At 72.6% G+C, this 21974-nt stretch carries 27 protein-coding genes and 1 tRNA gene; 13 read left to right on the forward strand and 15 right to left on the reverse strand.

Going from position 1 to position 21974, the window contains the following annotated elements:
* Positions 1-52: 52 nt before the first annotated feature.
* Complete coding sequence (dcd, locus tag ABZV78_RS17610; protein ID WP_355639728.1) at positions 53-631, reverse strand: dCTP deaminase; 579 nt, start codon at positions 629-631, stop codon at positions 53-55.
* Positions 632-705: 74 nt separating this feature from the next.
* Between dcd and ABZV78_RS17615 the strand changes: the two genes are divergently transcribed.
* Positions 706-1251, forward strand: a complete 546-nt coding sequence (locus ABZV78_RS17615) for a pyridoxamine 5'-phosphate oxidase family protein (protein WP_355639730.1) — start codon at positions 706-708, stop codon at positions 1249-1251.
* A gap of 88 nt (positions 1252-1339) precedes the next feature.
* Here ABZV78_RS17615 and ABZV78_RS17620 read toward each other — a convergent pair whose 3' ends face one another.
* Positions 1340-2323, reverse strand: a complete 984-nt coding sequence (locus ABZV78_RS17620) for a zinc metalloprotease (protein ID WP_355639732.1) — start codon at positions 2321-2323, stop codon at positions 1340-1342.
* Between the two features lie 252 nt (positions 2324-2575).
* On the opposite strand from ABZV78_RS17620, the gene ABZV78_RS17625 reads away from it, so the two are divergent.
* Positions 2576-2649 (forward strand) — tRNA-Gly (locus ABZV78_RS17625).
* A 51-nt stretch (positions 2650-2700) separates the two neighbouring features.
* On the opposite strand, the gene ABZV78_RS17630 is transcribed toward ABZV78_RS17625, so the two are convergent.
* Together ABZV78_RS17630 and ABZV78_RS17635 are read right to left on the reverse strand one after the other, a co-directional pair.
* Positions 2701-2847 carry a hypothetical protein gene (locus ABZV78_RS17630; RefSeq protein ID WP_355639734.1) on the reverse strand — a complete coding sequence of 49 codons (147 nt, stop codon included), beginning with the start codon at positions 2845-2847 and terminating at the stop codon, positions 2701-2703.
* A gap of 113 nt (positions 2848-2960) precedes the next feature.
* The gene (locus tag ABZV78_RS17635; RefSeq protein WP_355639736.1) at positions 2961-4139 is read right to left on the reverse strand and encodes a low temperature requirement protein A; all 1179 of its coding nucleotides are present in this window, start codon (positions 4137-4139) and stop codon (positions 2961-2963) included.
* A 275-nt stretch (positions 4140-4414) separates the two neighbouring features.
* Here ABZV78_RS17635 and ABZV78_RS17640 point away from each other — a divergent pair, with 275 nt between their 5' ends.
* Complete coding sequence (locus ABZV78_RS17640) at positions 4415-4999, forward strand: DinB family protein (protein ID WP_355639738.1); 585 nt, start codon at positions 4415-4417, stop codon at positions 4997-4999.
* 456 nt (positions 5000-5455) lie between these two features.
* On the opposite strand, the gene ABZV78_RS17645 is transcribed toward ABZV78_RS17640, so the two are convergent.
* The 6 genes from ABZV78_RS17645 to ABZV78_RS17670 all read right to left on the reverse strand — a co-directional run bounded on the left by ABZV78_RS17645 (position 5456) and on the right by ABZV78_RS17670 (position 9363).
* Positions 5456-6232, reverse strand: coding sequence for a nucleotidyltransferase domain-containing protein (locus tag ABZV78_RS17645; protein WP_355639739.1), 777 nt, complete (start codon positions 6230-6232; stop codon positions 5456-5458).
* A 27-nt stretch (positions 6233-6259) separates the two neighbouring features.
* Complete coding sequence (locus ABZV78_RS17650) at positions 6260-6985, reverse strand: DUF899 family protein (RefSeq protein WP_355639741.1); 726 nt, start codon at positions 6983-6985, stop codon at positions 6260-6262.
* An 81-nt stretch (positions 6986-7066) separates the two neighbouring features.
* Positions 7067-7558 (reverse strand): GNAT family N-acetyltransferase, encoded by a 492-nt coding sequence (locus ABZV78_RS17655; RefSeq protein WP_355639743.1) that lies wholly within the window; start codon positions 7556-7558, stop codon positions 7067-7069.
* Entirely contained in the window at positions 7558-8556 is a 999-nt protein-coding gene (locus ABZV78_RS17660) for an aldo/keto reductase (RefSeq protein WP_355639745.1), read from the reverse strand. The genes ABZV78_RS17655 and ABZV78_RS17660 overlap by 1 nt, the downstream gene beginning before the upstream one ends.
* A gap of 67 nt (positions 8557-8623) precedes the next feature.
* Positions 8624-9010 carry a VOC family protein gene (locus ABZV78_RS17665; protein ID WP_355639747.1) on the reverse strand — a complete coding sequence of 129 codons (387 nt, stop codon included), beginning with the start codon at positions 9008-9010 and terminating at the stop codon, positions 8624-8626.
* Complete coding sequence (locus tag ABZV78_RS17670) at positions 9007-9363, reverse strand: DUF1801 domain-containing protein (RefSeq protein WP_355639749.1); 357 nt, start codon at positions 9361-9363, stop codon at positions 9007-9009. The genes ABZV78_RS17665 and ABZV78_RS17670 overlap by 4 nt, the downstream gene beginning before the upstream one ends.
* Positions 9364-9476: 113 nt before the next feature.
* Between ABZV78_RS17670 and ABZV78_RS17675 the strand changes: the two genes are divergently transcribed.
* The 4 genes from ABZV78_RS17675 to ABZV78_RS17690 all read left to right on the forward strand — a co-directional run bounded on the left by ABZV78_RS17675 (position 9477) and on the right by ABZV78_RS17690 (position 13046).
* Positions 9477-10370, forward strand: a complete 894-nt coding sequence (locus tag ABZV78_RS17675) for a LysR family transcriptional regulator (protein ID WP_355639751.1) — start codon at positions 9477-9479, stop codon at positions 10368-10370.
* Positions 10371-10401: 31 nt separating this feature from the next.
* Positions 10402-10962 (forward strand): NUDIX domain-containing protein, encoded by a 561-nt coding sequence (locus ABZV78_RS17680; RefSeq protein ID WP_355639752.1) that lies wholly within the window; start codon positions 10402-10404, stop codon positions 10960-10962.
* A 103-nt stretch (positions 10963-11065) separates the two neighbouring features.
* On the forward strand, positions 11066-12118 hold the full coding sequence (locus tag ABZV78_RS17685) for a MerR family transcriptional regulator (protein ID WP_355639754.1): 1053 nt from the start codon (positions 11066-11068) through the stop codon (positions 12116-12118).
* Positions 12119-12167: 49 nt separating this feature from the next.
* Positions 12168-13046 (forward strand): LLM class flavin-dependent oxidoreductase, encoded by an 879-nt coding sequence (locus ABZV78_RS17690; RefSeq protein ID WP_355639756.1) that lies wholly within the window; start codon positions 12168-12170, stop codon positions 13044-13046.
* Between the two features lie 4 nt (positions 13047-13050).
* On the opposite strand, the gene ABZV78_RS17695 is transcribed toward ABZV78_RS17690, so the two are convergent.
* A complete protein-coding gene (locus ABZV78_RS17695) occupies positions 13051-13485 on the reverse strand; it encodes an ASCH domain-containing protein (protein ID WP_355639758.1) in 435 nt (144 codons plus the stop codon).
* Positions 13486-13572: 87 nt separating this feature from the next.
* Between ABZV78_RS17695 and ABZV78_RS17700 the strand changes: the two genes are divergently transcribed.
* Positions 13573-14091 (forward strand): alpha/beta hydrolase, encoded by a 519-nt coding sequence (locus tag ABZV78_RS17700; RefSeq protein WP_355639759.1) that lies wholly within the window; start codon positions 13573-13575, stop codon positions 14089-14091.
* On the opposite strand, the gene ABZV78_RS17705 is transcribed toward ABZV78_RS17700, so the two are convergent.
* Both ABZV78_RS17705 and ABZV78_RS17710 read right to left on the reverse strand, forming a co-directional pair.
* Entirely contained in the window at positions 14079-15098 is a 1020-nt protein-coding gene (locus ABZV78_RS17705; RefSeq protein WP_355639760.1) for a hypothetical protein, read from the reverse strand. The two genes, ABZV78_RS17700 and ABZV78_RS17705, sit on opposite strands and share 13 nt — an antisense overlap.
* Before the next feature lie 33 nt (positions 15099-15131).
* Entirely contained in the window at positions 15132-15686 is a 555-nt protein-coding gene (locus ABZV78_RS17710; protein ID WP_355639762.1) for a phosphoribosyltransferase, read from the reverse strand.
* Between the two features lie 197 nt (positions 15687-15883).
* On the opposite strand from ABZV78_RS17710, the gene ABZV78_RS17715 reads away from it, so the two are divergent.
* The 4 genes from ABZV78_RS17715 to ABZV78_RS17730 all read left to right on the forward strand — a co-directional run bounded on the left by ABZV78_RS17715 (position 15884) and on the right by ABZV78_RS17730 (position 20181).
* Entirely contained in the window at positions 15884-16513 is a 630-nt protein-coding gene (locus ABZV78_RS17715) for a septal ring lytic transglycosylase RlpA family protein (RefSeq protein WP_355639764.1), read from the forward strand.
* Between the two features lie 100 nt (positions 16514-16613).
* A complete protein-coding gene (locus ABZV78_RS17720; protein WP_355639766.1) occupies positions 16614-17741 on the forward strand; it encodes a PP2C family protein-serine/threonine phosphatase in 1128 nt (375 codons plus the stop codon).
* A gap of 140 nt (positions 17742-17881) precedes the next feature.
* Positions 17882-19738 (forward strand): acyl-CoA dehydrogenase, encoded by a 1857-nt coding sequence (locus tag ABZV78_RS17725; protein ID WP_355639768.1) that lies wholly within the window; start codon positions 17882-17884, stop codon positions 19736-19738.
* 173 nt (positions 19739-19911) lie between these two features.
* Positions 19912-20181 (forward strand): DUF6458 family protein, encoded by a 270-nt coding sequence (locus ABZV78_RS17730; protein WP_088969138.1) that lies wholly within the window; start codon positions 19912-19914, stop codon positions 20179-20181.
* A 26-nt stretch (positions 20182-20207) separates the two neighbouring features.
* Here the strand turns inward: ABZV78_RS17730 and ABZV78_RS17735 are convergent, their stop codons facing one another.
* The gene (locus ABZV78_RS17735) at positions 20208-20744 is read right to left on the reverse strand and encodes a histidine phosphatase family protein (RefSeq protein WP_355639770.1); all 537 of its coding nucleotides are present in this window, start codon (positions 20742-20744) and stop codon (positions 20208-20210) included.
* A gap of 116 nt (positions 20745-20860) precedes the next feature.
* Between ABZV78_RS17735 and ABZV78_RS17740 the strand changes: the two genes are divergently transcribed.
* On the forward strand, positions 20861-21151 hold the full coding sequence (locus ABZV78_RS17740; protein ID WP_355337320.1) for a DUF6458 family protein: 291 nt from the start codon (positions 20861-20863) through the stop codon (positions 21149-21151).
* Between the two features lie 76 nt (positions 21152-21227).
* Here the strand turns inward: ABZV78_RS17740 and ABZV78_RS17745 are convergent, their stop codons facing one another.
* A complete protein-coding gene (locus ABZV78_RS17745) occupies positions 21228-21905 on the reverse strand; it encodes a hemolysin III family protein (protein WP_355639772.1) in 678 nt (225 codons plus the stop codon).
* Positions 21906-21974 lie beyond the last annotated feature (69 nt).

Here is a 21974-nt window from a genome sequence, read left to right on the forward strand (position 1 = left end):
CGCAGGGGCTTCCGCGTCGCGGGGGCCCCTGCGCCGTTCCGGCGGCGGTTGGTCAGCGGGTCGGCCAGGTGCGCCAGCTCTGCCAGGACCGGCTCGGGGTCGGCCCGCGCTGCCCCTGGTAGCGCGACCCGTAGATGGCCGAGCCGTACGGGTGCTCGGCCGGCGACGAGAGCCGGAAGATGCAGAGCTGACCGATCTTCATGCCGGGCCAGAGCGTGATCGGCAGGTTCGCCACGTTGGACAGCTCCAGCGTGACGTGGCCGGAGAAGCCCGGGTCGATGAATCCGGCGGTGGAGTGGGTGAGCAGGCCGAGCCGGCCCAGGCTGGACTTGCCCTCCAGACGCCCGGCAAGCTGGTCGCCCAGCGAGATCACCTCCAGTGTGGAGGCGAGCACGAACTCGCCCGGGTGCAGCACGAACGGCTGCCCCTCGGGCACCTCCACCATCGAGGTCAGGTCGTCCTGCTGCACGGCCGGGTCGATGTGGGTGTAGAGATGGTTGTTGAAGACCCGGAACAGCCGGTCGAGACGTACGTCGATGCTGGACGGCTGCACCAGCGTGGGCTCGAAGGGCTCCAGCGCGAGCGTGCCCGCCTTGATCTCGGAGACCAGGTCGCGGTCGGAGAGCAGCATCGGAACACCATACCGGTACGGGTGACCTGCGTGTCGGACTACATCTTCGTACACGTGTTCGATAGAATGTCCGCATGGCTTCCTGGTCCGAATTCGCCGCCGACGAGCCCCGACTCGCCGCCGAGATCCGCATCCTGTTGCAGCAGTACGGGCCGGGTTTCGGCTACCTCGCCACGGTCCGCGCCGACGGCGGCCCGCGGGTGCACCCGGTCTCCCCGGTCATCACCGACGACGGGCTCTGGTGCTTCGTCATCGACTCGCCGAAGCGTCGCGACCTCGAACGCGACGGCCGCTACGCGCTGCACTCCTTCCCGCCGGAGGAGAGCGACGACGAGGCCTACGTGGCCGGCCGGGCCCGCCCGGTGACCGACCCGGCGACGGTGGCCCGGGTGGCCCGGATCGGCCGGGCCGCGCCGCAGGGCGACTGGCGGCTGTTCGAGTTCACCGTTGACGTGGCGATGCTGACCCGGCGCGACCAGGTGACGCGCCCCGGTGGCGGCCGGCCGGAGGTGCGGGTCTGGCTCGACCCGCTGGCGACCGCCCCGGCCCGGCGTGATCCGCTCGCCCCCGAAGGCCGGCGCGGCCGGCACGGATTCGACACCCGCCGCCCGGCGGCCTGACCCCGTACCCGGTGGTGCCTGCCCTTGAAAAGGCCGGTGCCGGCCCCGTCCGAGGACGGGACCGGCACCGGGGTGTGGTGCGGGACGGTCAGGCCGCGCGGTAGGCGTTCCACGCGGTCAGCATGCGGCTCGCCTGACCAGGGGTGAACTGGTACATGCACGAGTCGTAGGTGTAGTCCATGAAGTTGGTGATCGGGTCCAGGCCGGCGGTGGTGCAGGTGTCCCGACCGGTCGGGCACTCGAAGGCCGGCGAGGCCTCGGCCGGGGTGTCGGAGACGCTGTCACCCGAGCCGGAGCAGCCCCCCTGGAAGGTGTGGTAGAGGTTCAGCCAGTGGCCGATCTCGTGGGTGCCGGTGTCGCCCTGGTTGTAGTTGGTCGCGGTGCCGCCCGGCAGCGACTCGCTCAGCACGACCACGCCGTCCATGCTGTTGAGCTTGCGCTGCGGGAAGGTGGCCCAGCCGAGCAGGTCGTCGCTCAACTCGCCCAGGTACATGTTGAGGGTGTTCTTGCCGCCCTCGCGCAGCGTGGACTTCATCGAGCGCTCGGCCGAGGAGCCCTGGACGATCGGGTACCAGGCGGCGTTGGTGACGTGGTGCACCTTGGTGAGCTGGAAGCTGAAGGCGGTGGGGGCGCCACCGGTGGCACCGCTGTACGCCTTGTTCAGCACGTCGATCTGCTGGGTGACCAGCGAGTCCGGGATGTTGCCGCCGGCCCGGGTGCTGTCCCGCTGGATGACGTGGACGACGACGGGGATGGTCACCGTGGCGAGTGGGGTGGCCCCGGCGCCGGCGCGGAAGTTGGCCCGCTCACGCAGCGCCGCGGCCAGGTCGGCGTCGCGCTCGCGGACCTGCTTGGCGGTCAGCTCGTTCGGGTCCAGCTTGGCGTGGCCGCCCTTCTTCACGCGGGCGTCCGAGTGGACATCGGCCGGCTCGACGCAGGAGCCGGACGGGGCGGCCGAGAAGGCCGATGCTGCGGGGACGACACCCACGGCGGCGGTGCTCAGCAGCAGCGCGAGGGTCGTCGACGCGACGCCGGCGGTACGCCGGGTCAGCAGGTTGGGACGAAGTCCCATGGGCCCACCTCTTTCGAACGGCGTGACAGGGGGTATGTCACGCCGGGTCGGAAACGTGTGGGAGACGTTACATCCGATCGAAGGATTTGAGAACGACCATAAGTTGCCGTGGGGAAACTTCTTGCTGCTCGTCGCCGCTCCAGCCGTTACAAGATCGTTTCGGCCTGATTGCCGGGCGGCGCGACGCGTGATCCGGCTCCGGGGGTACCTGGGTGCAGGGAGGTGGTGACCTCAGGTACAGTGGTGCCGCCTGCGGGTGTAGTTCAATGGCAGAACATCAGCTTCCCAAGCTGACAGTGCGGGTTCGATTCCCGTCACCCGCTCCAGCGTGAGGCCCCAGCTCAGGACAGGTTTCCTGGCTGGGGCCTCGATCGTTGCTACCGCTTCTTGCGCTGGCCGTGCCCGCTACGTGCCCGATCCCTGCTCTGCTTGATCTGCAAGCTGAGCGCATCAGCGATGTGCTCGTCCCGCTCCCGCGCGGTGTGCTGGTAGATCATCGCGGCCCGGGTCGAGGCGTGGCCCATCAAGTGGAGCCACCGCGTTACGCATCAAGCGAAGTACGACACCGGCTGCCGGCGATGTCGAGTCTCAGGAGGTCCGTGACGGAACAGTCTCGGGACGTGGATGACGCTTCCGGCTAGCCAGGTGGTGAGGGCGGCTCTGGTGGGCGTCCTCGGGCATGGGCTGCGTCGGTTACGGCGATCGCGGCCAGGACGAGGGCAGCGGCGGCGGCGACCAGCACGGGCGGCAGGAAGATCGTTGCTGGCGAGATGGCGGCGAGCACGAGGACCCCGGCCACGCGGTCTCGGGACACCCGACCGAACACCACGTACTCGAAGATGGCCCGTCCGGCGAGGAACAGTGCGGGTCCGCCGAAGATGACGGCGGCCCACGCCGGGGGTGTGTGTCCGAAGGGGTGCTCGATGACGAGTTCGTCGCCGACGGAGATCGCGACGATGCCGGCGACCATGACCACGTGGGCGTACATCGCCGACACGCCAACGCGGAGCGGATCACGGGCCGCGGCGAAGGCCCCGCCCAACACCTCCCCAGCACGGGAGATGTAGATCCACCACAGCAGCACCGTGGTCACGAACGCCACCACGACCGCCGCGCCGCGGGCCGCCTCGAAGCCGCCGCTGCTGAGCCCCAACCCCGTCACCAGAATCAGCTCGCCCAGCGCGATGATGAAGAACTGCCGAAGCCGCTCGGCCAGGAACTCGCCCGAGACCGAAAACTCCGCCGCACCGGCGCGGCCCAGCCTCGGCATGGGCCAGCCGAGTCCGGGCACCGCGTAGTCCACGGCCACGGCCAACGCCCACAGCACCCCACGCGGCCAACCCTGCACGAGGGCGCCCGCGAGCCACGGCACCGCCGACACGCCGAACCAGAACAGCACCCGCAGCTCGGGACGCTGCGCCCGCTTATCGCCCCACGTAAAGATCACGAGAATCAGGCTGCGACCGACCTGGACGGCGACGTACACGCCGGCGAAGACCAGGCCACGCCCGCCGAACGCCGCAGGCGCTGCGGCCGCCAGCACCAAGCTGCCGAACATGGCCCCGATGGCCAGCCGCCGTATCGTGGGCTGCCACGGGTCGAACCTGTCGCCTACCGCCGCCGACTGGGTCCACACCCACCACAGGGCGAGCAGCAACACCAGCGTCTGGAAGGCGCCGTTCCAGTTCAGATGCTGCCGCAGTCCTTGCGAGAGCCGGAAGAGCGCGAAGACAAAAACCAGGTCGAAGAACAGGTCCAGGAACGTCGCCCGCTGCTCCTCCCGTCCCCGCACCAGCCGGGCCGCGCCACCCGTCATCGGTTCGCCCCGTTTCTGCCGCTTCTGTCAGCCTCTGAAACAGTCGTACCACCCGGCAACGCTGGTGAATGCGGATGTGCTGCGGCGGCCTGGGTCGAACGGCCTCGCCCGTGGCCGGCGACGGTAGAGGCCGATCAGTTCCTTCCCAGCCGTCGCCGCCGGTTCTGATCAGCTCGTCGACCTTGACCAGCCGTCGGGCCAGTACCACAGGTGGCGGAGTGTTACCCAGGTCCTGGATCTTGAGACCACGAGTAGCCATGGCAGGCTCATGCCGCATGAACGATGAATTCGCGAAAGCCAACCTGCACGGGAGACTGCGGCGGGACCGCAAGGCGCTGCTCTGGAAACTCGACGGCTTGTCCGAATACGACGCCCGCCGACCTTTGACAGCGACCGGGACCAACCTCCTCGGCCTGGTCAAACACGTGGCCACCGTCGAGGCCAGGTACTTCGGCGAGGTCTTCGACCGCCCTTCCCCGGAACCGCTGCCCCGGTGGCAGGACTCCAACGGCAGCGATCTGTGGGCGACCGAGCACGAGACCCGCGATCAGATCATCGCGTTCTACCGCCGCACGTGGGAACACTCGGACGCGACGATCAACGAGCTTCCCCTCGACGCCCCCGGCCACGTGCCGTGGTGGCCGGAGCCTTATGCCGACACGAACCTGTTCGCCATCATGGTCCATGTCCTCGGCGAGTCCATCCGGCATGCCGGGCACGCCGACATCCTGCGCGAGGGCCTCGACGGCCGGACCGGGTTGCGCGCCGAACACGAGAAGCAGATCGACGAGGAAGCCCGTGCAGCCTACTGCGCGAAGATCGAGCAGGCCGCCAGGACGGCCGCGCCAATCAAGGCCTAGTCAGACATGGCAGCCTGACATCAGCTCCCCTACCGGCGCTGGCGATTTCCGAGCACCCGGCCACCTGATATGCCCGCGTCACCCGATGTGGGCGTTCAGTCCACGCCTTCGTCGTCCTCGTCCAGCTCGGGCACGTCCGGGTCGCGCAGGGGGCGCAGGGCGCCGGTCAGCACGGAGGACCCGCCCTACCGCGGGTTCCCTGGTCAGGGAATCAGGGAAGGTCGTCAAGTGTCACGTCGAAGCCCGAGCCCTCAACGAGGCGTGCGCCGAAGGCGTCGAGTTCTCCGGACAGGTCGTCGCCACGCGAGTGCGCGCTGTCGCCAGTGAGCTGCTCCAGGCGTCCGGACTGCCGCAAGCCGAGGCGAACAAGCAGGCGGGCCTACGGGTCGACGTCTAGCCTCGGGTTCGATTCCCGCCACCCGCCGGGCGGTCAGGGCCACAAGGTTGCGGGTGCCCTCAGTCGCCGAAGCGGCGCCAGGCGTCCTCGGCGACCGCGTTGACGCTGTCGACCGCGGCGACCAGGTCGGCGGCGGTGAACTGCTCCGCCTCGCCCGCGCGCCAACCGACAGCCCGGCGCGCGAGCCGGGCGTACTCGGGGAACAGGGCCGCGAGGTGGTCGCCCGCCGCGGCCTTCGAGATCACGTCGCCGTGGGCCAGCGTGTAGTGCAGCCGGGCCGGTCCCAGTACGAACCAGCTCACGATCCCGCCGTCCATGACGGTGGCCGGGTCGACGCCGGCAAGTTCCGCCGGGACCGTGGCCACCGTCGACTGCCAGTAGTCCCGGAGGTTGTCGAGGTTGTACCGGCGGAGCTGCTCCGGGTCCACCCGTACCCCCAGTTCGGCGACGGCCGGGCCGCGCACCGGGATGCCGTGGCGCCGCAGGGTCAGCCAGAGGACGGGGGTCAGCTCGCCGCACGGTTCGTCGGTCCGGAGCTCGCCGTTGACCACGAAGGGAACGGCCCTGCGGTCCGCCGGCCAGGAGCGGGCCAGCGCGGGTTCGAGGTAGACCCCGTCGAAGTGGGGTGGCCGAGGCATCCCGGCGTGGATCCGGGCGAGCTGGGCCAGGTCGTCGCCGGTCGCCGCGCGCGAGGTCAGGATCACCGTGTCGATGTCACTGGCACCGGGCTGCCAGGCGCCGAGCGCGGCGGAACCGACGAGGTAGAGCGCGCGCACGTAGCCGGGCAGGGCCTCGTCGACCGCGTGCAGGTAGCGCCGGATCAGCTCCTCGAGCACCCCGTGACGGTAGCTCTCACCGCCTGATCACCTGCCGCAGCAGGATCCCCGGGTCGCCGCGACACCGGGGCGGCCCCACTGCGCGATCGGGCGGCCGTCGAGACGCCACTGGTGCCCGCTGACGGTCGGCCACCCCTCCGGCGAGTCCTCCCACTTCTCCTGCCGGCCGTACACGGTGAGGTCGAGGGCGTGGTAGCTGGTCGTGAGCGCCTCCACGCCGCGGCCGGTGGTCCAGTAGGTCTCGTAGACCCGGTCGTCGTCGCGCAGGTAGCAGGCGATGAACCCGAAGCCACGACCGTCGGCCAGCGCCGGGTCGGAGTCGCGCGCCGAGTACCAGGGGAACGGGTAGCCCATGAACTCGGCGAACGGGGCGCTCTCGGCGTAGGAACCCTGGCAGAACACGGCGTAGGTGACGTCCCGGGCGTGCAGGTAGTCCAGCATCTCCATGTGGCAGGTCGAGAAGGTGCACCCCTCGCACTGGTCCTCGTACGGCTTGCCGTCGTGCCACATGTGGAAGTAGGCCATCAGCATCCGGCGGCCCTCGAAGACCTCCAGCAGCGGCGTCTCCCCACCGGGGCCCTGCACGGTCACGGGCGGCACCAGCGTCATCGGCAGCCGGCGCCGGGCGGCCGCGATCCCGTCGCCCTCGCGGGTGTGCGCCTTCTCCCGGGCCAGCAGTTGGTCACGCTCGCGCAGCCAGGTCTCCCGGTCGACGATCGGCGGCAGGGCGGTGCGGTACGTGGGGGTTGCCATCGGGGCGGTCTCCTTCGAGGTGTCCGAGTCGGTCACCGGTATGACCTGCCCAGCCGGCGATTCTCATCGGTCACCTGCGGGTCAGGAGCCGGCGGTGAGGTCGAGGACGTGCCGCAGGCAGGGCTGGCCGCCGATCAGCACCTCCTCGACCGGCACGAACCCGGTCCGCCGGAGCACCGCCAGGGAGGCCGGGTTCGCCAGCGCGGCCGCGGCGACGAGCCGGCGGAGCCCGTACTCCTCGCGGGCCAGCGCGCAGACCCGGCGGACGCCCTCCCGGGCCAGGCCGCGCCCGGTGGCCCGCTCGGCCACCCGGTAGCCCAGCTCTGCGCTGCCGTCGGCGACGTCGACCAGGTTGAACCGGCCCAGCACCGTGCCGTCCTCGTCGACCAGGACGTGGAAGTGGCACCGGCCGGTGTCCTGCTCCTTCAGCAGGTCCGCCAGCCGGTCGTCGAACTCGTCGAAGTAGTCGTCGCCCCGGTCCGGCACGAACCGGGCGAAGTACGCCCGGTTCGCCCGCTCGAAGCGGAGCAACGCCGGAGCATGCTGGGCGGCGAGCCGTTCGAGTTCAGGCATCAGGCGACGCTAGCAGCCCGCAGATCCGCCAGCAGGTCCTCCACGGCGGCGAACTCGTCCGGCCGCAGCGGGCCCTCAGCGAGCGCGCCGGCGTTCTGCTCGACCTGGGCGACGGTGCGGAACCCCGGGATCGGGACGGTGGCCGGGCTGCGCGCCCAGAGCCACGCCAGCGCGCCCTGCGTCGGCGTACGGCCGCCGGTGGCGAACACCTCCCGCAGGGCCTCCACCCGGGCCAGCCACTCGGGCGCCCCGGCGCCGTCGCGGAAGTAGGTCAGCCACTCGTAGCTCTGCGAGCGCACGTCGTCCCGGGCCACCGTGCGGCCGTCGGCGTACTTGCCGCTGAGCAGGCCCATGGCGAGCGGCCCGCGGTTGATGCTGGCCAGCCCGGCCCGCTCGCACAGCTCGATCATCGCCGGCCGGTCGGCCAGCACCGACATGTCGTGCTGCACGGCGGCGCAGTGCGGGCCGGCGGCGGCGAAGGCCGCAGCGCGTTCCGGGTCGTCGGTGCTCCAGCCGTACGCCCGGATCTTGCCGGCGGCGACCAGGTCCTCCAGCGGCCCGATCAAATCCAGGGCCTCGGCGACCGGCAGGTCGCCGAGGTGGAGCTGGTAGAGGTCGACGTGGTCGGTGCCCAGCCGCCGCAGCGAGCCGTCCAGGCATTCGCGCAGGTACGCGACGCTGCTGTCCGTGCCGAGCGCCTCCCGGGTCCGCTCGTCGAAGGTGAACCCCCACTTCGTGGCGATCACCACCCGGTCCCGGTCGGCGCCGAGCGCCCGGCCGAGCACCGCCTCGCTGTGCCCGGCGCCGTAGCTGCTCGCCGTGTCGAAGAAGGTGACGCCGAGTTCGAGGGCCCGGCGGACGGCCCGGGTCGACTCGGCGTCGTCGACCCGGCCCCAGCCGTACTGGTTGTCGCCACCGGCGTACGGGCCGCCGATCGCCCAGCACCCCATGCCCAGCGCGCTGACGTCGATCCCGCTCCGTCCCAACGTGCGCTTCATGATCCGCTCCCCGTCCCGAGTCGTGGTTCCGCCGGTTGCCACTCTCCGGCTTCGAGCGGGCTCGAAGTCAAGACTCCGGGTACCAGCGCAGCTCGACGGTGTTGCCGTCCGGGTCGCGTACGTAGATCGAGGTGGCCGTGCCCCGCGCCCCGAAGCGCGGCACCGGCCCGGTCAGCACGGTGAACACCCCGGACTCGACCACCTCCGCCCAGTCGAGCGGCTCGACCACCAGGCAGAAATGGTCCACATTCGACCCGTCCGGCTGGCCGCGGACCAGGTCGATGATGGTGTCGGCGTTGACACGTATCGAGGGGAAGGGCACCTCGCCGGCGCGCCAGCGGTCGACGCGTACCGGCGCCAGGCCGAGGGTGTCGCAGTAGAACCGGAGGGACCGTTCGACGTCGGTGACGGCCAGGACCAGGTGGTCGAAGCCGGTCACCCGCACGGCGCTCACCGGGTCTCCAGCGCGTGGGCCGCACGCAGCCAGCCGGTGAACAGCTCCGGGTCGATCTCGTCGACGGCGCGCAGCTTGACCGAGGCCATCCGGCGCGCCCCCGGGACGAGCCGGCCGGAGCCGTCCGTCACGTCCTGCCCGCGCCACAGCCCGAAGGTGACGTACGACGGGTACGCCTTGACCAGGCAGATCGGGGTCTTCCCCGGCCGGTCGCCCAGCCCCCAGACCGGGTGCCCGTGCCACATCGCGCCGGTGGCCTCCGGCAACGCGGCCTCGACGACGGAACGCAGCTTCTCGCCGGTCTCGCGCAGCGGCGCGTCGAGGCCGGTCAGATAGGTGGTGACGGGATCCATGTGGTCCTCCTGTGTGCGGCGGGAACACCGTCAACACTCGTCCGCGGCGCCGTCCGGACCAAGACGCGATCGGGCTACGATCGTTGACCAGGATTCAACGATGGGGGTCGGCGGTGCTGGAGCGGTACGAGATCGAGACGTTCCTGACCCTCGCCGAGGAGCTGCACTTCGGGCGGACCGCCGAGCGGCTGCGGGTGACCACCGGGCGGATCAGCCACGTGGTGCGGAAGCTGGAACGCCGGATCGGCGCGCCGCTCTTCGAGCGGACCAGCCGGGTGGTCCGGCTCACCCCGATCGGCGCCCGCCTCGCCGACGACCTGCGTCCGCTGGTGGCCGGCATCGAGGATGCCGTCCAGCGCGCCGTCGACGCCGGGCGCGGCCTCACCGGCGAGCTGCGGGTGGCGTACGTGGGTGAATCGACCGCCCCGGTGCTGCTCCGGGCCGTCGCCCTGTTCACCGAGCGCCACCCGGACTGCGTGGTGCACGTCCAGGAGGCCCCGCTCGCCACCACCCGGTCGAGCCTGCGGGACGGCTCGGTCGACGTGCTGATCGCCGCGTACCCCTTCGACGGCATGGCGAACGGCCCGGCGCTGCTGCACGAGCGCCGGGTGCTCGCGGTGGCCGCGGACCATCCGCTGGCCGGCGCCGAGTCGGTGTCGCTGGAGGCGCTCGCCGACCATCCGGTGGTGCAGTACCCGGCGGTCACCTCGGCCGCCTTCAAGCGGGACCGCACCCCGGACCGGACCCCGTCGGGGCGGCCGGTGCCGCAGGGTCCGCCGGGCGCCACGTTCTCCGAGATGCTGGCCCTGGTCGCGATGGGGCGCGGGGTGCTGCCGGTGGGCGAGCAGACCCGGCACTACCACGCTCGCCCGGACCTGGCGTACGTGCCGATCCGCGACGCGCCGCCGATCCGGCGCGGTCCGGTGTGGCTGGCCAGCAACACCACCACCCGGGTACGCGAGTTCGTCCGCGCCGCGGTCGATGCCAACCCCGCCCCGGCGGCCTGACGCTGTCGGACCCGGCTGGCACCATGACGGCGTGCGGGACGAGATCCGGGCGATGGTCGAGGCGCTGACGCCGGGCGACGAGCAGGAGGCGCGGCACCGCGCGGCGGCGTTGGCCTGGCTGGCCGGGACGACGGACATCTTCCGCCGGGCGAAGCCGCGCACGCCCTCGCCGCACCTGGTGGCCTACTTCCTGCTCCGCGACGAGGCCGACGGCGCGGTGCTGCTGGTCGACCACCGCGGAGCCGGGATGTGGCTGCCCAGCGGCGGTCACGTCGAGCCGGGCGAGCACCCCGCGCAGACCGTCCGCCGGGAGATGGTGGAGGAGTTGGGCGTGCCGGCCGTCTTCGCGCCGGCCCTCGGCGAGCGCCCGGCCTTCCTCACGGTCACCGAGACCGTCGGCCCGCCGGAGGAGCGGCACACCGACGTCAGCCTCTGGTATGTGCTGACCGGCAGACGCGACCAGAAGCTGATCCCCGACCCGGCCGAGTTCCGGGGTGTCCGCTGGTGGACGCCGCGCGAGGTGGCCGAGGCCGCGCCGGGCACGGTCGAGCCGCACCTCGGCCGGATGCTGGCGAAGCTCGGTCGAGGCTGAAAACCACCGCCTTGACCCTGCCCCTGCGGCAAGGCCCAGCGTGGTCCGTGCCGGTCGCCGTGACCGGCACGAGGAACGCGACCGGCGCGAGGAGGATGGGTCCGTGGAGCTGCTGACCATCGGGGCGTTCGCCCGCGCGGCGCGCCTGACGCCGAAGGCGCTGCGGCTCTACGACGAGCTGGGGCTGCTGCCGCCCGCTGCCGTCGACCCGCACTCGGGCTACCGGTACTACGCGCCGGCCCAGCTCGACCGGGCCCGGCTGATCGCCGCGCTGCGCCGGGCCGGCATGCCGCTGGCCGAGATCCAGGCCGTCTGCGGCCTGCCGCAGGCCGCCACCGCCGCGGCGGTGGACGCCTGGTGGCGGCGGGTCAGCGCCGACACGGTCGCCCGCGGTCGTGCCGTCGCGCTCCTCGTCGACCAGCTCACCGAGAGGGGCACCACCATGTCCGAGACCACCTTCCGGTACGCCGTCCGCTGCGAGACCGGCACGGTCCGGGAGTCCAACGAGGACACCGCGTACGCCAGCGGGACGCTGCTCGCCGTGGCGGACGGTGTGCGGGGCCCGGGCGGGGCCGCCGCCAGCACCGCCGCCGTGGACGCGCTGCGGCCGCTGGAGCCGGCCGACGCGCCGGCCACCGAACTGCTCACCGCGCTCGCCGACGCGGTGGGCGCGGCCGACCGGGCGGTACGCGCGCACGCCACCGCCGCCCACCAGCCGGCCACCACGCTCACCGCGATCCTGCGGCGCGGCACCCGGCTCGCCCTGGTGCACGTCGGCGACACCCGGGCCTACCTGCTGCGCGGCGGTGAGCTGTCCCGGCTCACCCAGGACCACACCTACGTCCAGTCGCTGGTCGACCAGGGAAAGCTCAGCCCGGTGGAGGCCGCGGCGCACCCGCAGCGGGCCCTGCTGGCGCGGGCGCTCGGGGCCGGCGAGGTCGAGGCGGACCTGGCGCTTCGGACGGCCCTGGCCGGCGACCGCTACCTGCTCTGCTCCGACGGGCTCGCCGCGGTGGTCGACCCCGAGGCGCTGCACGCCGCGCTCGCCGGGGCCGACGACCCGGAGAGCGCCGCCGGGCGCCTCGTCGACCTCGCGTACGCCGCCGGTGCACCCGACAACGTCGCCTGCGTGGTCGCCGACCTAATGACGGCGTAGTCCCCCGACCCGGGTCGGCCTGTCCGACCCGGGTCGTACCCTGGCGATCATGCGGATTGGCATCGTGATCCTCCCCGACCAGCGCTGGTCGGACTCCCGGCGACGCTGGCAGCAGGCGGACGAGTGGGGCTTCGACCACGCCTGGACCTACGACCACCTGGGCTGGCGCGACCTGGTCGACGGCCCCTGGTTCGACTCGATGACCACGCTCACCGCCGCGGCGACGGTGACCTCCCGGATCCGGCTCGGCACCCTGGTCGCCTCGCCGAACTTCCGGCACCCGGCGGCGTTCGCCCGGCAGGTGACGGCGCTGGACGACGTCTCCGGGGGTCGTGTGCTGCTCGGTCTCGGCGCCGGGGGCATCGGCTTCGACTCGGCGGTCCTCGGCGGGGAGACCCTGCCGCCCCGGCAGCGGGTCGACCGGTTCGCCGAGTTCACCGAGCTGCTCGACCTGGTCCTGCGGGAGGACGGCACGACCTGGCGCGGCGAGTGGTTCGCGGCGGTCGACGCGCGGAACAATCCCGGCTGCGTCCAGCAGCCCCGGGTGCCGTTCGTGGTCGCCGCGAACGGGCCCCGCTCGATGCGGCTGGTCGCCCGCTTCGGGCAGGGCTGGGTGACCACCGGGCTCGGCGGTGACGACCTGGAGAGCTGGTGGTCGAGCGTGGCGGAGCTGTCCGCCCGGCTGGACGCGACGCTGGAGCAGGCCGGGCGCGACCCGGCCACCCTCGACCGCTACCTGTCGCTGGACTCGGCGCCGGTCTTCTCGCTCAGCAACGCGGACTTCTTCGCCGAGCAGGTCGCCCGGGCGGCCCGGCTGGGCTTCACCGACGTGGCGACCCACTGGCCCCGGGCCAGCAGCTGGTACGCCGGCGACGAGGCGGTGCTGGTCGAGGCGGCGGAGCTGCTGCCGGAGCTGCGCCGGGCGTGACCGGTCAGGTGCCCAGGTCGCCGGTGCTGATCCCGCCGTCGCCGGCGGAGACCAGCCGGAACCGGATGCAGACCACCTGGGTGTCGTCGTCGACCGGGAAGCCCACCCGGGCCCAGTAGCGGCGGTGGCCCTCGCGCCACTCCTCGATGGACCGGTCCCCCTCCCCCTCGGAGCGGGCGAAGTCCCAGGACACGTCGGCGAAGCGCACCACCTCGACGCCGGTGACCTCGACGACGCCGATCAGCTTGTCGTCGTCGTCAACCAGGGCGAGCCGCTCGCCGACGTGTTCCAGCTCCTCGTTCTCGGCGGCGTACTCGTCGGTCAGCAGGCCGGCGGTGGCGGTCTTCACGCCGGAGAGCACGAGGGTGTTGAGGGTGGTGCGCAGCTCGCCGGGCGTGCCGAGGGCGAGGGTGCGGAGTCCACCGATGCGGGGCCACATCCTGCCGAGGCTAACCGCCGCCCGCCGGCCCGTCGCGGGATTTCGTCCGCCCCCACGGGGCGGCCCGGCGGGACTAGCGTGGGCGGCATGGCGGTTCGGCGGGCGGTGCTGGTGCCGGGGCGGGGCTACGACACCCGGGCCCCGCTCTTCGCGTACGTCGGGGAGGCGCTGCGCCGCCTCGGCTTCGCCGTGCACGAGGTGACCTGGCAGGTGCCTCGCGACCTGCGCGCCGACCGGAGCGCCGACTGGGTGGCCGAGCAGGTCACCCCGGTGCTCGACGGCGCCGACCTGCTGGTCGGCAAGTCGCTGGGCACCTTCGCCACTCCGCTCGCGGCCGACCGGGGGCTGCGCGCCGTGTGGCTGACGCCGGTGCTCAACCACCCGGAGGTGGTCGAGGCGCTCGGCCGGGCCACCGCGCCGTGCCTGCTGGTCGGCGGCACCGCCGACTCGCTCTGGAACGGCGCCGTGGCCCGCCGGCTCAGCCCGCACGTGCTGGAGGTGCCGGACGCCGACCACTCGATGCTGGTGCCCGGCCCGTTGGCGCGTTCCGCCGAGGCCCTGGGCCGAGTCTGCACCGCCGTGGAGGACTTCGTTCAGATGAGCTGACCGGCGTAGCCGGCGGCGGCCAGCACCCGCGCGTCGCCGGTCGCCGCGTGCGCCTCCAGCACCGCGTCGGCCAGCTTCACCACGTGCGCGTCGCCGTGCCGCGCGGCCCGTGCGAACACCTCGGCCGGCCCACCGGCAGGCACCGCCGGTGCGGGGGCCGGTGCGGGTGGGGCGTACACCGAGGTCACGGCGGCCGTGGCGGACCAGGCCGCGGCGACGCTCGGGGCCCAGAGCGCCGGATCCAGGGCCGGCAGGGTACGCAGCACCGCGGTCGGTGCGGTCACCGCGTGCACCAGCATCACCGGGTTGCCGTGCCCGAACCGCAGGTAGTCGAGCCCGGCCCCGTGCACGAGCTCGGTGAGGGTGCGCTCGGCCCCGGCCGGGTCGGCCGGCGGGCGCAGCGCCGTCGCCGCGCCGGACCAGCCGGGCAGGTCGGGCAGCCGGCCCAGCCGGTCCCGGATCCCGCCGGTCTGCGCCGGGATCCGGGGCACCGCCGCGAGCGCGGCCGGCACGTCGGACCGCCCGGTGAGCGGGCCGGCGCCGGGCACCGGCTGCCAGCGCGCGGCCCAGTAGCCGAGCGCCTGGCCCAGCTCGGCCAGCCGTTGCGGGTTCTCCCCGTCGGTCCGCAGCACCCGCACCGCGTGCCCGACCCGGATCACCCCGTGGGTGGCCCCGGCCGCGATGCCCGGCAGCAGCCGGGGCCACCAGTCGCCGAGCACCCCGCGCCAGGGGCGGTCGCGCAGTTCCCGGTCGAAGTGGGCGAGCCAGTCGCCGGCCCGTTTCGGGTCGCCCAGCGCGGCCCGCCAGTCGTCGATCGGCCGGAGCCCGCGCGGTAGCTCGTCCAGCCGGCGTAGGTAGTCGTCCAGCCAGCGGTGCACCCGGGCGCCGTGGCCGTGGCGGACCAGCGCCTCGACCGCCATCGGTCCGTGGTTGGAGAGCCAGCCCTCGAACTCCGGGCCGGTCCGGTGCAGCCGTTGGTACGCCTCGTCCAGGATGTCGTCGTCCATGCGCCGATCCTCGGAGTTGAAGCTCCCTTGAGGTCAACCCTCGGGCAGCTGCTCCCCGCTGAGCAGGGCGCGCAGCCGGAGCCGCTCGGCGACCGGCGGCGGGCAGGTCGCCACGAGCGCGGCCGTCCCGACGAACTCGGCCCCGCTGTCGCGGACCAGGCGGCGCAGCGCGTCGAGCTGTGCCCCGGTGGCCACCCAGTCGTCGGCCAGCAGCACGCGCTCGCCGGGACCGAGCCGGCGGGCGTCCACACCGATCCGGAGCTGCCGGCCCCGGTAGTCCGGGGGTGTCTCGGCCCAGCGCATCGGCCCGACCCGGCGCCGCTCCCCGCCGTCCTTGTACGCCGGCAGGAACCCGGCGCCGGCGGCCGCCGCGACCAGCGGGCCGAGCAGCAGCCCGGTCACCTCGGGGGCGACCACCACGGTCGGCCGGGCGGCCGGGAAGAGGCCGGCCAGGGCGGGCCCGACCCCGGCCAGCACCTCGGGATCCCGCCACCAGCCGGAGAGGTCGCTGACCAGATGGCTGCTCCCGGCGCCGGGGTCGACCCAGCGGAACAGTTCGACCAGGCGTCGGCTCAGCACGCCCTCCATCCTGGGGCACCGACGCCAGGCGATGCCGCACCGGCCCCGGCCAGCGCTCCTTCGTCCGTTCGGTGGAGTGGCGCTGGCTTGATCGGCTACACGTACCGGGGTAAATGCGGGCATACCATCATGATCACGTTGACTTCCGAAGTGCTTCTCTCGTTACGGTCCGAGCCGGTTTGTTCAGCAGACGAAAGGACCGGGCGGTGGCTGGTAGGCACCTTCGTACCCGCAAGTTCTCCTCGCCGGCCGGCATCGCCGCCACCGCGGCCGTCGGCGTGGTGCTCGCCGTCGGCGGCACCGTCGGCGCGGTCCAGCTCACCTCGGCCGAGCCCGCCGCCCGACCGGCCGCGGTCGAGGCCCTGCCCAGCACCCTCGCCCCCAGCTCGGCGTCCCCCTCCGCCTCGCCGAGCGCGTCGCCCAGCCTCAGTCCCTCGCCGAAGGCCACCCCGAGCCCGACGGCGACCCGGACCCAGGCGGCGTCCCGCAGCAAGGCCCGGACCGCCAGCCCGAAGCCGGCCGCGACGAGGACCACCGCCGCCGCGAAGGTCGTGGACAGCGGCTCCTGCGGCGCGTCCTTCTATGACGAGGGGCAGATGACCGCGAACGGCGAGACCTTCAACCCGGACGCGCTGACCGCCGCGCACAAGACCCTGCCGTTCAACACCAGGGTGCGGGTGACCAACCCGGCCAACGGCAAGTCGGTCGTGGTGCGGATCAACGACCGCGGCCCGTACATCGACGGCCGGTGCATCGACCTGTCCCGGGCCGCCTTCGCCGCGATCGCCTCGACCGACCTCGGCGAGCTGACCGTCAGGTACGAGGTCCTCGGCTGACCGGGTGACCGGCGGCGATCGGGTCGGCGACGGGATCCGGCCGGGCAGAACCTCCTCGGACGACGGGCCAGGTTCATTCACCCGTTCACGTCGATCAGGCATGCTGTCCGGTGTACGCACGCAACCCTTCCAGTCGGGCCGCGGCCCGCTGAGCCCCGGATCCCGCGCCGGCCTCGGCGCGGCCCTCGCGCTGCTCGCGATCGTGTCCGTCGTGGAACTCGCCGACGGGCGGCCGGCGCACTACGTCGCGCTCATGGTGGCCGCGCCGTTCCTCGCCGCCGCGCTCGCGTCCTGGCGGGTGGTGCTCGGGGTGGGCCTGCTCGCCACCGGGATCGGGGCCGCGTTCGCCCTCGCCGAGCAGACCATGTCGCTGGTCACCGCCGTCAATGTGGCCGGCATCGCGCTGGCCACCGCCATCGCCGGCGCCGTGGCGGCGGTACGCCAGCGCCAGTCCGAGCAGATCGCGGAGCTGTCCCGGCTCGCCTCGGTGGCCCAGCAGGCGGTGCTCCGGTCGCTCGGCCCGCAGGTCGGCACCCTGGCGGTGGCCGCCCGCTACATCTCCTCCACGGCGACCGCCGAGATCGGCGGCGACCTGTACGAGGCCATGGACACCCCGTACGGCGTCCGGATGATCATCGGTGACGTGCGCGGCAAGGGGCTGGACGCGGTCCGGCTGGCCAGCATCGTGCTCGGCTCCTACCGGCACGTGGCGTACGAGCGGGCCGACCTGCGCGCGGTGGTGACCGACCTGGACCGGGCGGTGGCCCGCAACGTCGGCGACGAGGACTTCGTCACCGCCGCGCTGGTCGAGGAGCGGGGCGGCACCCTCACCATCGTCAACTGCGGCCACCCGCCGCCGCTGCTGCTGCGCCGGGGCGCGGTGATCCCGCTCGAACCGCCGGCGCCCGCGCCGCCGCTCGGCTTCATGCCCGTGGTCCGGCCCCGGGTGGAGCGGCTGGAGCCGGGTGACCGGCTGCTGCTCTTCACCGACGGGCTGGGCGAGGCGCGCCGGGACGGCGAGTTCTTCCCGACCGCCGACCGGGCCTGGCGGCTGCTCGGCCACGGCACCGTCGCCGACGGCCTCGCCTCGCTGGAGACCGCCCTCGTCGAATGGGTGCACGGCCGCCTCGACGACGACATCGCGCTGGTCCTGATGGAGTACACCGGGCCGCGCAGCGCCACCGCCGCGCCCGTGCCGAGCTGGGAGGTCGGCGCGGCCGAGAGCTGAGTCGCCGGTCACTCCGTCAGGTGAACCGGAAGTGTGTAATCGCTGTCACTTCGGAGATCGGCTTGTCGTTGGCTACCGGCGAGTAATACAGTCTGGAGTTACTGATCGGTAACACCTGTCCGGAAGCGGGGCCAGCGAGCATGACCCACTACAAGAGCAACCTTCGGGACCTCGAGTTCAACCTCTTCGAGGTCTTCGGGGCGGACCGGACGTTCGGCCAGGAGCCGTACACGGACCTGGACGTCGACACCGCCCGTAGCTTCCTCTCCGAGGTCGACCGCCTGGCCCGCGAGGACCTGGCCGCCAGCTACTCGGACAGCGACCGCAACCCGCCGGTCTTCGACCCCGCGACGCACACCGCGCCGCTGCCGGAGTCGTTCAAGAAGTCCTACCAGGCGTTCATGGACTCGGAGTTCTGGCGGCTGGACCTGCCCGAGGCCCTCGGCGGCACCAACGCCCCGCGCGCCCTCTGGTGGTCGCTCGCCGAGCTGGTGCTCGGCGCCAACGCCCCGATCTGGATGTACGCCTCCGGCCCGTCCTTCGCGCACGTGCTGCACGTCGAGGGCACCGAGCAGCAGAAGAAGTGGGCCCGCCTCTTCATCGAGAAGCAGTGGGGCTCGACCATGGTGCTGACCGAGCCGGACGCCGGCTCGGACGTCGGCGCCGGCCGCACCCGCGCGATCCAGCAGCCGGACGGCTCCTGGCACATCGAGGGCGTCAAGCGCTTCATCACCTCGGGTGAGCACGACCTGAGCGACAACATCGTCCACTACGTGCTGGCCCGCCCGGTCGGCGTCGAGGGCGTCGGCGGCCCGGGCACCAAGGGCCTGTCCCTCTTCGTCGTGCCGAAGTTCCACTTCGACGAGGAGACCGGCGAGCTGGGCGAGCGCAACGGCGTCTTCGCCACCAACGTCGAGCACAAGATGGGCCTGAAGGTCTCCAACACCTGCGAGGTGACCTTCGGCGAGCACGGCGTGCCGGCCAAGGGTTGGCTGCTCGGCGAGAAGCACGAGGGCATCCGGCAGATGTTCATGATCATCGAGTACGCCCGGATGATGGTCGGCACCAAGGCGATCGCCACCCTCTCCACCGGCTACCTGAACGCGCTGGAGTACGCCAAGAACCGGGTGCAGGGCGCCGACCTGGTCCAGCAGACCGACAAGACCGCCCCGCGGGTGACCATCACCCACCACCCGGACGTGCGCCGCTCGCTGCTCATGCAGAAGTCGTACGCCGAGGGCCTGCGCGCGCTGGTCTGCTACACGGCCACCTGGCAGGACAAGGTCGCGGTCGCCGAGGCGGCCGGCGACGAGAAGGCCACCAAGCTGGCCAAGCGGGTCAACGACCTGCTCCTGCCGCTGGTCAAGGGCGTCGGCTCGGAGCGGGCCTACGAGCTGCTCGGCCACGAGTCGCTGCAGACCTTCGGCGGCTCCGGCTTCCTCCAGGACTACCCGCTCGAGCAGTACGTCCGGGACGCCAAGATCGACACCCTCTACGAGGGCACCACGGCGATCCAGAGCCTCGACCTGATCTTCCGGAAGATCGTCCGGGACAACGGCAAGGCGCTCATGGCGGTCGCCGGCGAGATCCAGGAGTTCATCGCCTCCGAGGCCGGCAACGGCCAGCTCAAGGAGGAGCGGCAGGCGCTCGGCAAGGCGCTCGGCGAGATCCAGAACATCCTCGGCGTGATGATGGGCTGGCTCACCGAGGCCCAGGGCGGCGACCCGCGCGCCCTCTACAAGGTCGGCCTGAGCAGCCGCCGGTTCCTGCTGGCGATCGGCGACCTGGTGGTCGGCTGGCTGCTCCAGAAGCAGGCCGACGTGGCGTTGAAGGCGCTGGGCGGCGAGGTCTCCGCCACCGACAAGGCGTTCTACACCGGCAAGGTGGCCGCCGCCCGGTTCTTCGCCCGCGAGGTGCTGCCCCGCATCGGCGCCGACCGGCGGATCATCGAGGGCGCCGACCTGGAGATCATGGACCTCCCGGAGGAGGCGTTCTGATCCCCCACGGGGTGATGTGACCGGTTTGACCACGGCGGCCGGCGAGCGGACGAGCTCGCCGGCCGCCGTCGTGTTTTCGCCCCCCGCCCGGTAGGCCCGCCGCCTGGCGGGTAACCGTCGCGGACCACGACAAGGCACGCCCAAGGGCCACCGCACGGGGGAGTGCAGCGCACATGGGCATTGGCAGCGCCATCTTTCTCATCGCGCTCGGCGCGATCATGACCTTCGCCATCCGGGCCAACGTCTGGTGGATCGACCTGCGCGCGGTCGGCTGGGTGTTCATCCTGGCCGGGCTGGCCGTGCTGCTCACCACGCTCTGGTTCTGGCAGGACCGGCGTAAGCGGGCACGGACGCTCATCGTGGAGGAGAACCGGCTCTCCCACCCGACCGCCATGATGCCCCCGCCGCCGGACCCACCGCCGCCCACCGCCCCGCCGTCCTGACCGGCTGAGCCCGCCTCCGGGCGGGCTCAGCCGCGTGCGGTGTGCCGGGCGGTGATGGGCGCCCCGCCGGGCGCGAGTTCGGCCCACCGGGTGGTGGGCCGGTGCACGACCAGGTCGGTGGTTCGCAGCCCGTCCGGATCCGCCCGCTCCGGGTCGAGCACCGCGGAGAGCAGCGAGATGCCCGGATTATGGGTGATCAGCAGCACGTAGCGGACGTCCGGGTCGACCGCCCGGACCAGGTCCAGCAGCCCGTCCGGCTGCGCCTCGTACGCGGCCGGCTCGTAGCGCACCGCCGGCGCCGACCCCCCCGGGCCGCCCTCGGGCGGGGATCCGGTCGCGCCCAGCGCCACCCCGTGCCAGGTCTGTCGCGTCCGCCGGGCGGTCGAGCAGAGCACCACGTCGGGGAGGAGCGCGTGCCGGGCCAGCCAGGCGCCGGCTGCGGCCGCGTCGGCGTGCCCCCGTGCGGTCAGCGGCCGCTCCTCGTCCGGCATCTCCTGGGACTGCTCCGCCTTGGCGTGTCGCAGCAGCACCAGGGTCCGCTGCTGGTTCCTGCCGTCCGTCATGCACTCAGCTTGCCTGATTGGCGATCGGAGCGCCTGGGTAAGTCGATGTGTGCCGCTACCTCATCCATGGCCGCGGCGGGCAGGAAACGCCAGCAGGACGCCAAGGAGGCGACGTCATGGGCATCGGTGCCAGCATCTTCCTCATCGCGCTCGGCGCGATCTTCGCGTTCGCCATCGACGCCAACCTGGGATGGCTGAACCTGAACGTGGTGGGCTGGGTGCTCATGCTCGCCGGAGTGGCGGGCCTGATCACCACGCTCTACTTCTGGAACAGCCGCCGCCGGGTGGTGGCCGCCCCGGTGCGCGAGCGCGTCGTGGCCGAGCCGGTCGTGCCGGTGCAGGACGACCGGGTCGTGCGCGAGGAGTACCGCGAGGTGCGCCGTCCGGGCACGGGCTACCCGGCCTGACCCGCACCCCCGCAGCAGACGTCGAGGGCCCCGCAACGGCGCGGGGCCTTCGCCTGCTTTCCGGACCGGCCGGCGCTCAGGCGAACAGCGCGAAGTAGATCGCGACGTGGTGGCAGATCGCCGCGACCAGGGTGCAGGCGTGGAAGAACTCGTGGTGGCCGAAGACGGTCGGCCACGGGTTCGGCCGGCGCAGCGCGTAGAAGATCGCGCCGACGCTGTAGATCGCCCCGCCGACGCTCAGCAGCACCAGGGCGGTGACCCCGCCGGCGTGCAGGATCTCCGGCAGCATGGCCACCGCGACCCAGCCGAGCGCCAGGTAGAGCGGGGCGGAGACCCAGCGCGGCGCGTGCGGCCAGATCAGCTTGACCGCCACCCCGGCCAGCGCGCCGCCCCACACCAGGCCGAGCATGATCGTGGCGTGCCGGGTGTCCAGCAGCAGGGTGCAGAACGGCGTGTAGGTGCCGGCGATGAACACGAAGATCATCGAGTGGTCCATCCGGCGCATGATCTGGTAGCCCCGCTCGGACCAGACCCGGCGGTGGTAGAGCGCGCTGGTGCCGAAGAGACCGCACACGGTGAGGCTGTAGATCAGGCAGCTCACCAGCGGGGCCCAGCCGGGGCGGGCGGCGGCGATGGAGCACAGCACGATGCCGCAGACCAGCGCGGCGAAGAACGCGTAGGTGTGCAGCCAGCCGCGCATCCGGGGCTTCCCGATGTCGGCCGGCTTGAGCCGGAGCGGTGCGGAGGTGGTCACGCCCAACAGGTTACGACACCGTAGGTTACTTGCAAGTAGTGTGGACCGTCACGGTCGTCGACGCGAGGA

Source organism: Micromonospora sp. NPDC004540, from assembly GCF_040610095.1.
GTDB lineage: Bacteria > Actinomycetota > Actinomycetes > Mycobacteriales > Micromonosporaceae > Micromonospora.

Bases quoted from the DNA above. Each gene is read 5' to 3' on its own strand.
- ABZV78_RS17660 (WP_355639745.1), bottom strand. From the start codon at position 8,556: ATGAAGCGCACGTTGGGACGGAGCGGGATCGACGTCAGCGCGCTGGGC.
- ABZV78_RS17735 (WP_355639770.1), bottom strand. From the start codon at position 20,744: ATGACGGACGGCAGGAACCAGCAGCGGACCCTGGTGCTGCTGCGACAC.
- ABZV78_RS17615 (WP_355639730.1), top strand. From the start codon at position 706: ATGGCTTCCTGGTCCGAATTCGCCGCCGACGAGCCCCGACTCGCCGCC.
- ABZV78_RS17705 (WP_355639760.1), bottom strand. From the start codon at position 15,098: ATGGACGACGACATCCTGGACGAGGCGTACCAACGGCTGCACCGGACC.
- ABZV78_RS17700 (WP_355639759.1), top strand. From the start codon at position 13,573: ATGGCGGTTCGGCGGGCGGTGCTGGTGCCGGGGCGGGGCTACGACACC.
- ABZV78_RS17710 (WP_355639762.1), bottom strand. From the start codon at position 15,686: ATGGAGGGCGTGCTGAGCCGACGCCTGGTCGAACTGTTCCGCTGGGTC.
- ABZV78_RS17690 (WP_355639756.1), top strand. From the start codon at position 12,168: ATGCGGATTGGCATCGTGATCCTCCCCGACCAGCGCTGGTCGGACTCC.
- ABZV78_RS17730 (WP_088969138.1), top strand. From the start codon at position 19,912: ATGGGCATTGGCAGCGCCATCTTTCTCATCGCGCTCGGCGCGATCATG.
- dcd (WP_355639728.1), bottom strand. From the start codon at position 631: ATGCTGCTCTCCGACCGCGACCTGGTCTCCGAGATCAAGGCGGGCACG.
- ABZV78_RS17720 (WP_355639766.1), top strand. From the start codon at position 16,614: ATGCTGTCCGGTGTACGCACGCAACCCTTCCAGTCGGGCCGCGGCCCG.
- ABZV78_RS17630 (WP_355639734.1), bottom strand. From the start codon at position 2,847: ATGGGCCACGCCTCGACCCGGGCCGCGATGATCTACCAGCACACCGCG.
- ABZV78_RS17640 (WP_355639738.1), top strand. From the start codon at position 4,415: ATGAACGATGAATTCGCGAAAGCCAACCTGCACGGGAGACTGCGGCGG.
- ABZV78_RS17695 (WP_355639758.1), bottom strand. From the start codon at position 13,485: ATGTGGCCCCGCATCGGTGGACTCCGCACCCTCGCCCTCGGCACGCCC.
- ABZV78_RS17620 (WP_355639732.1), bottom strand. From the start codon at position 2,323: ATGGGACTTCGTCCCAACCTGCTGACCCGGCGTACCGCCGGCGTCGCG.
- ABZV78_RS17670 (WP_355639749.1), bottom strand. From the start codon at position 9,363: ATGGATCCCGTCACCACCTATCTGACCGGCCTCGACGCGCCGCTGCGC.
- ABZV78_RS17655 (WP_355639743.1), bottom strand. From the start codon at position 7,558: ATGCCTGAACTCGAACGGCTCGCCGCCCAGCATGCTCCGGCGTTGCTC.
- ABZV78_RS17635 (WP_355639736.1), bottom strand. From the start codon at position 4,139: ATGACGGGTGGCGCGGCCCGGCTGGTGCGGGGACGGGAGGAGCAGCGG.
- ABZV78_RS17740 (WP_355337320.1), top strand. From the start codon at position 20,861: ATGGGCATCGGTGCCAGCATCTTCCTCATCGCGCTCGGCGCGATCTTC.
- ABZV78_RS17650 (WP_355639741.1), bottom strand. From the start codon at position 6,985: ATGGCAACCCCCACGTACCGCACCGCCCTGCCGCCGATCGTCGACCGG.
- ABZV78_RS17725 (WP_355639768.1), top strand. From the start codon at position 17,882: ATGACCCACTACAAGAGCAACCTTCGGGACCTCGAGTTCAACCTCTTC.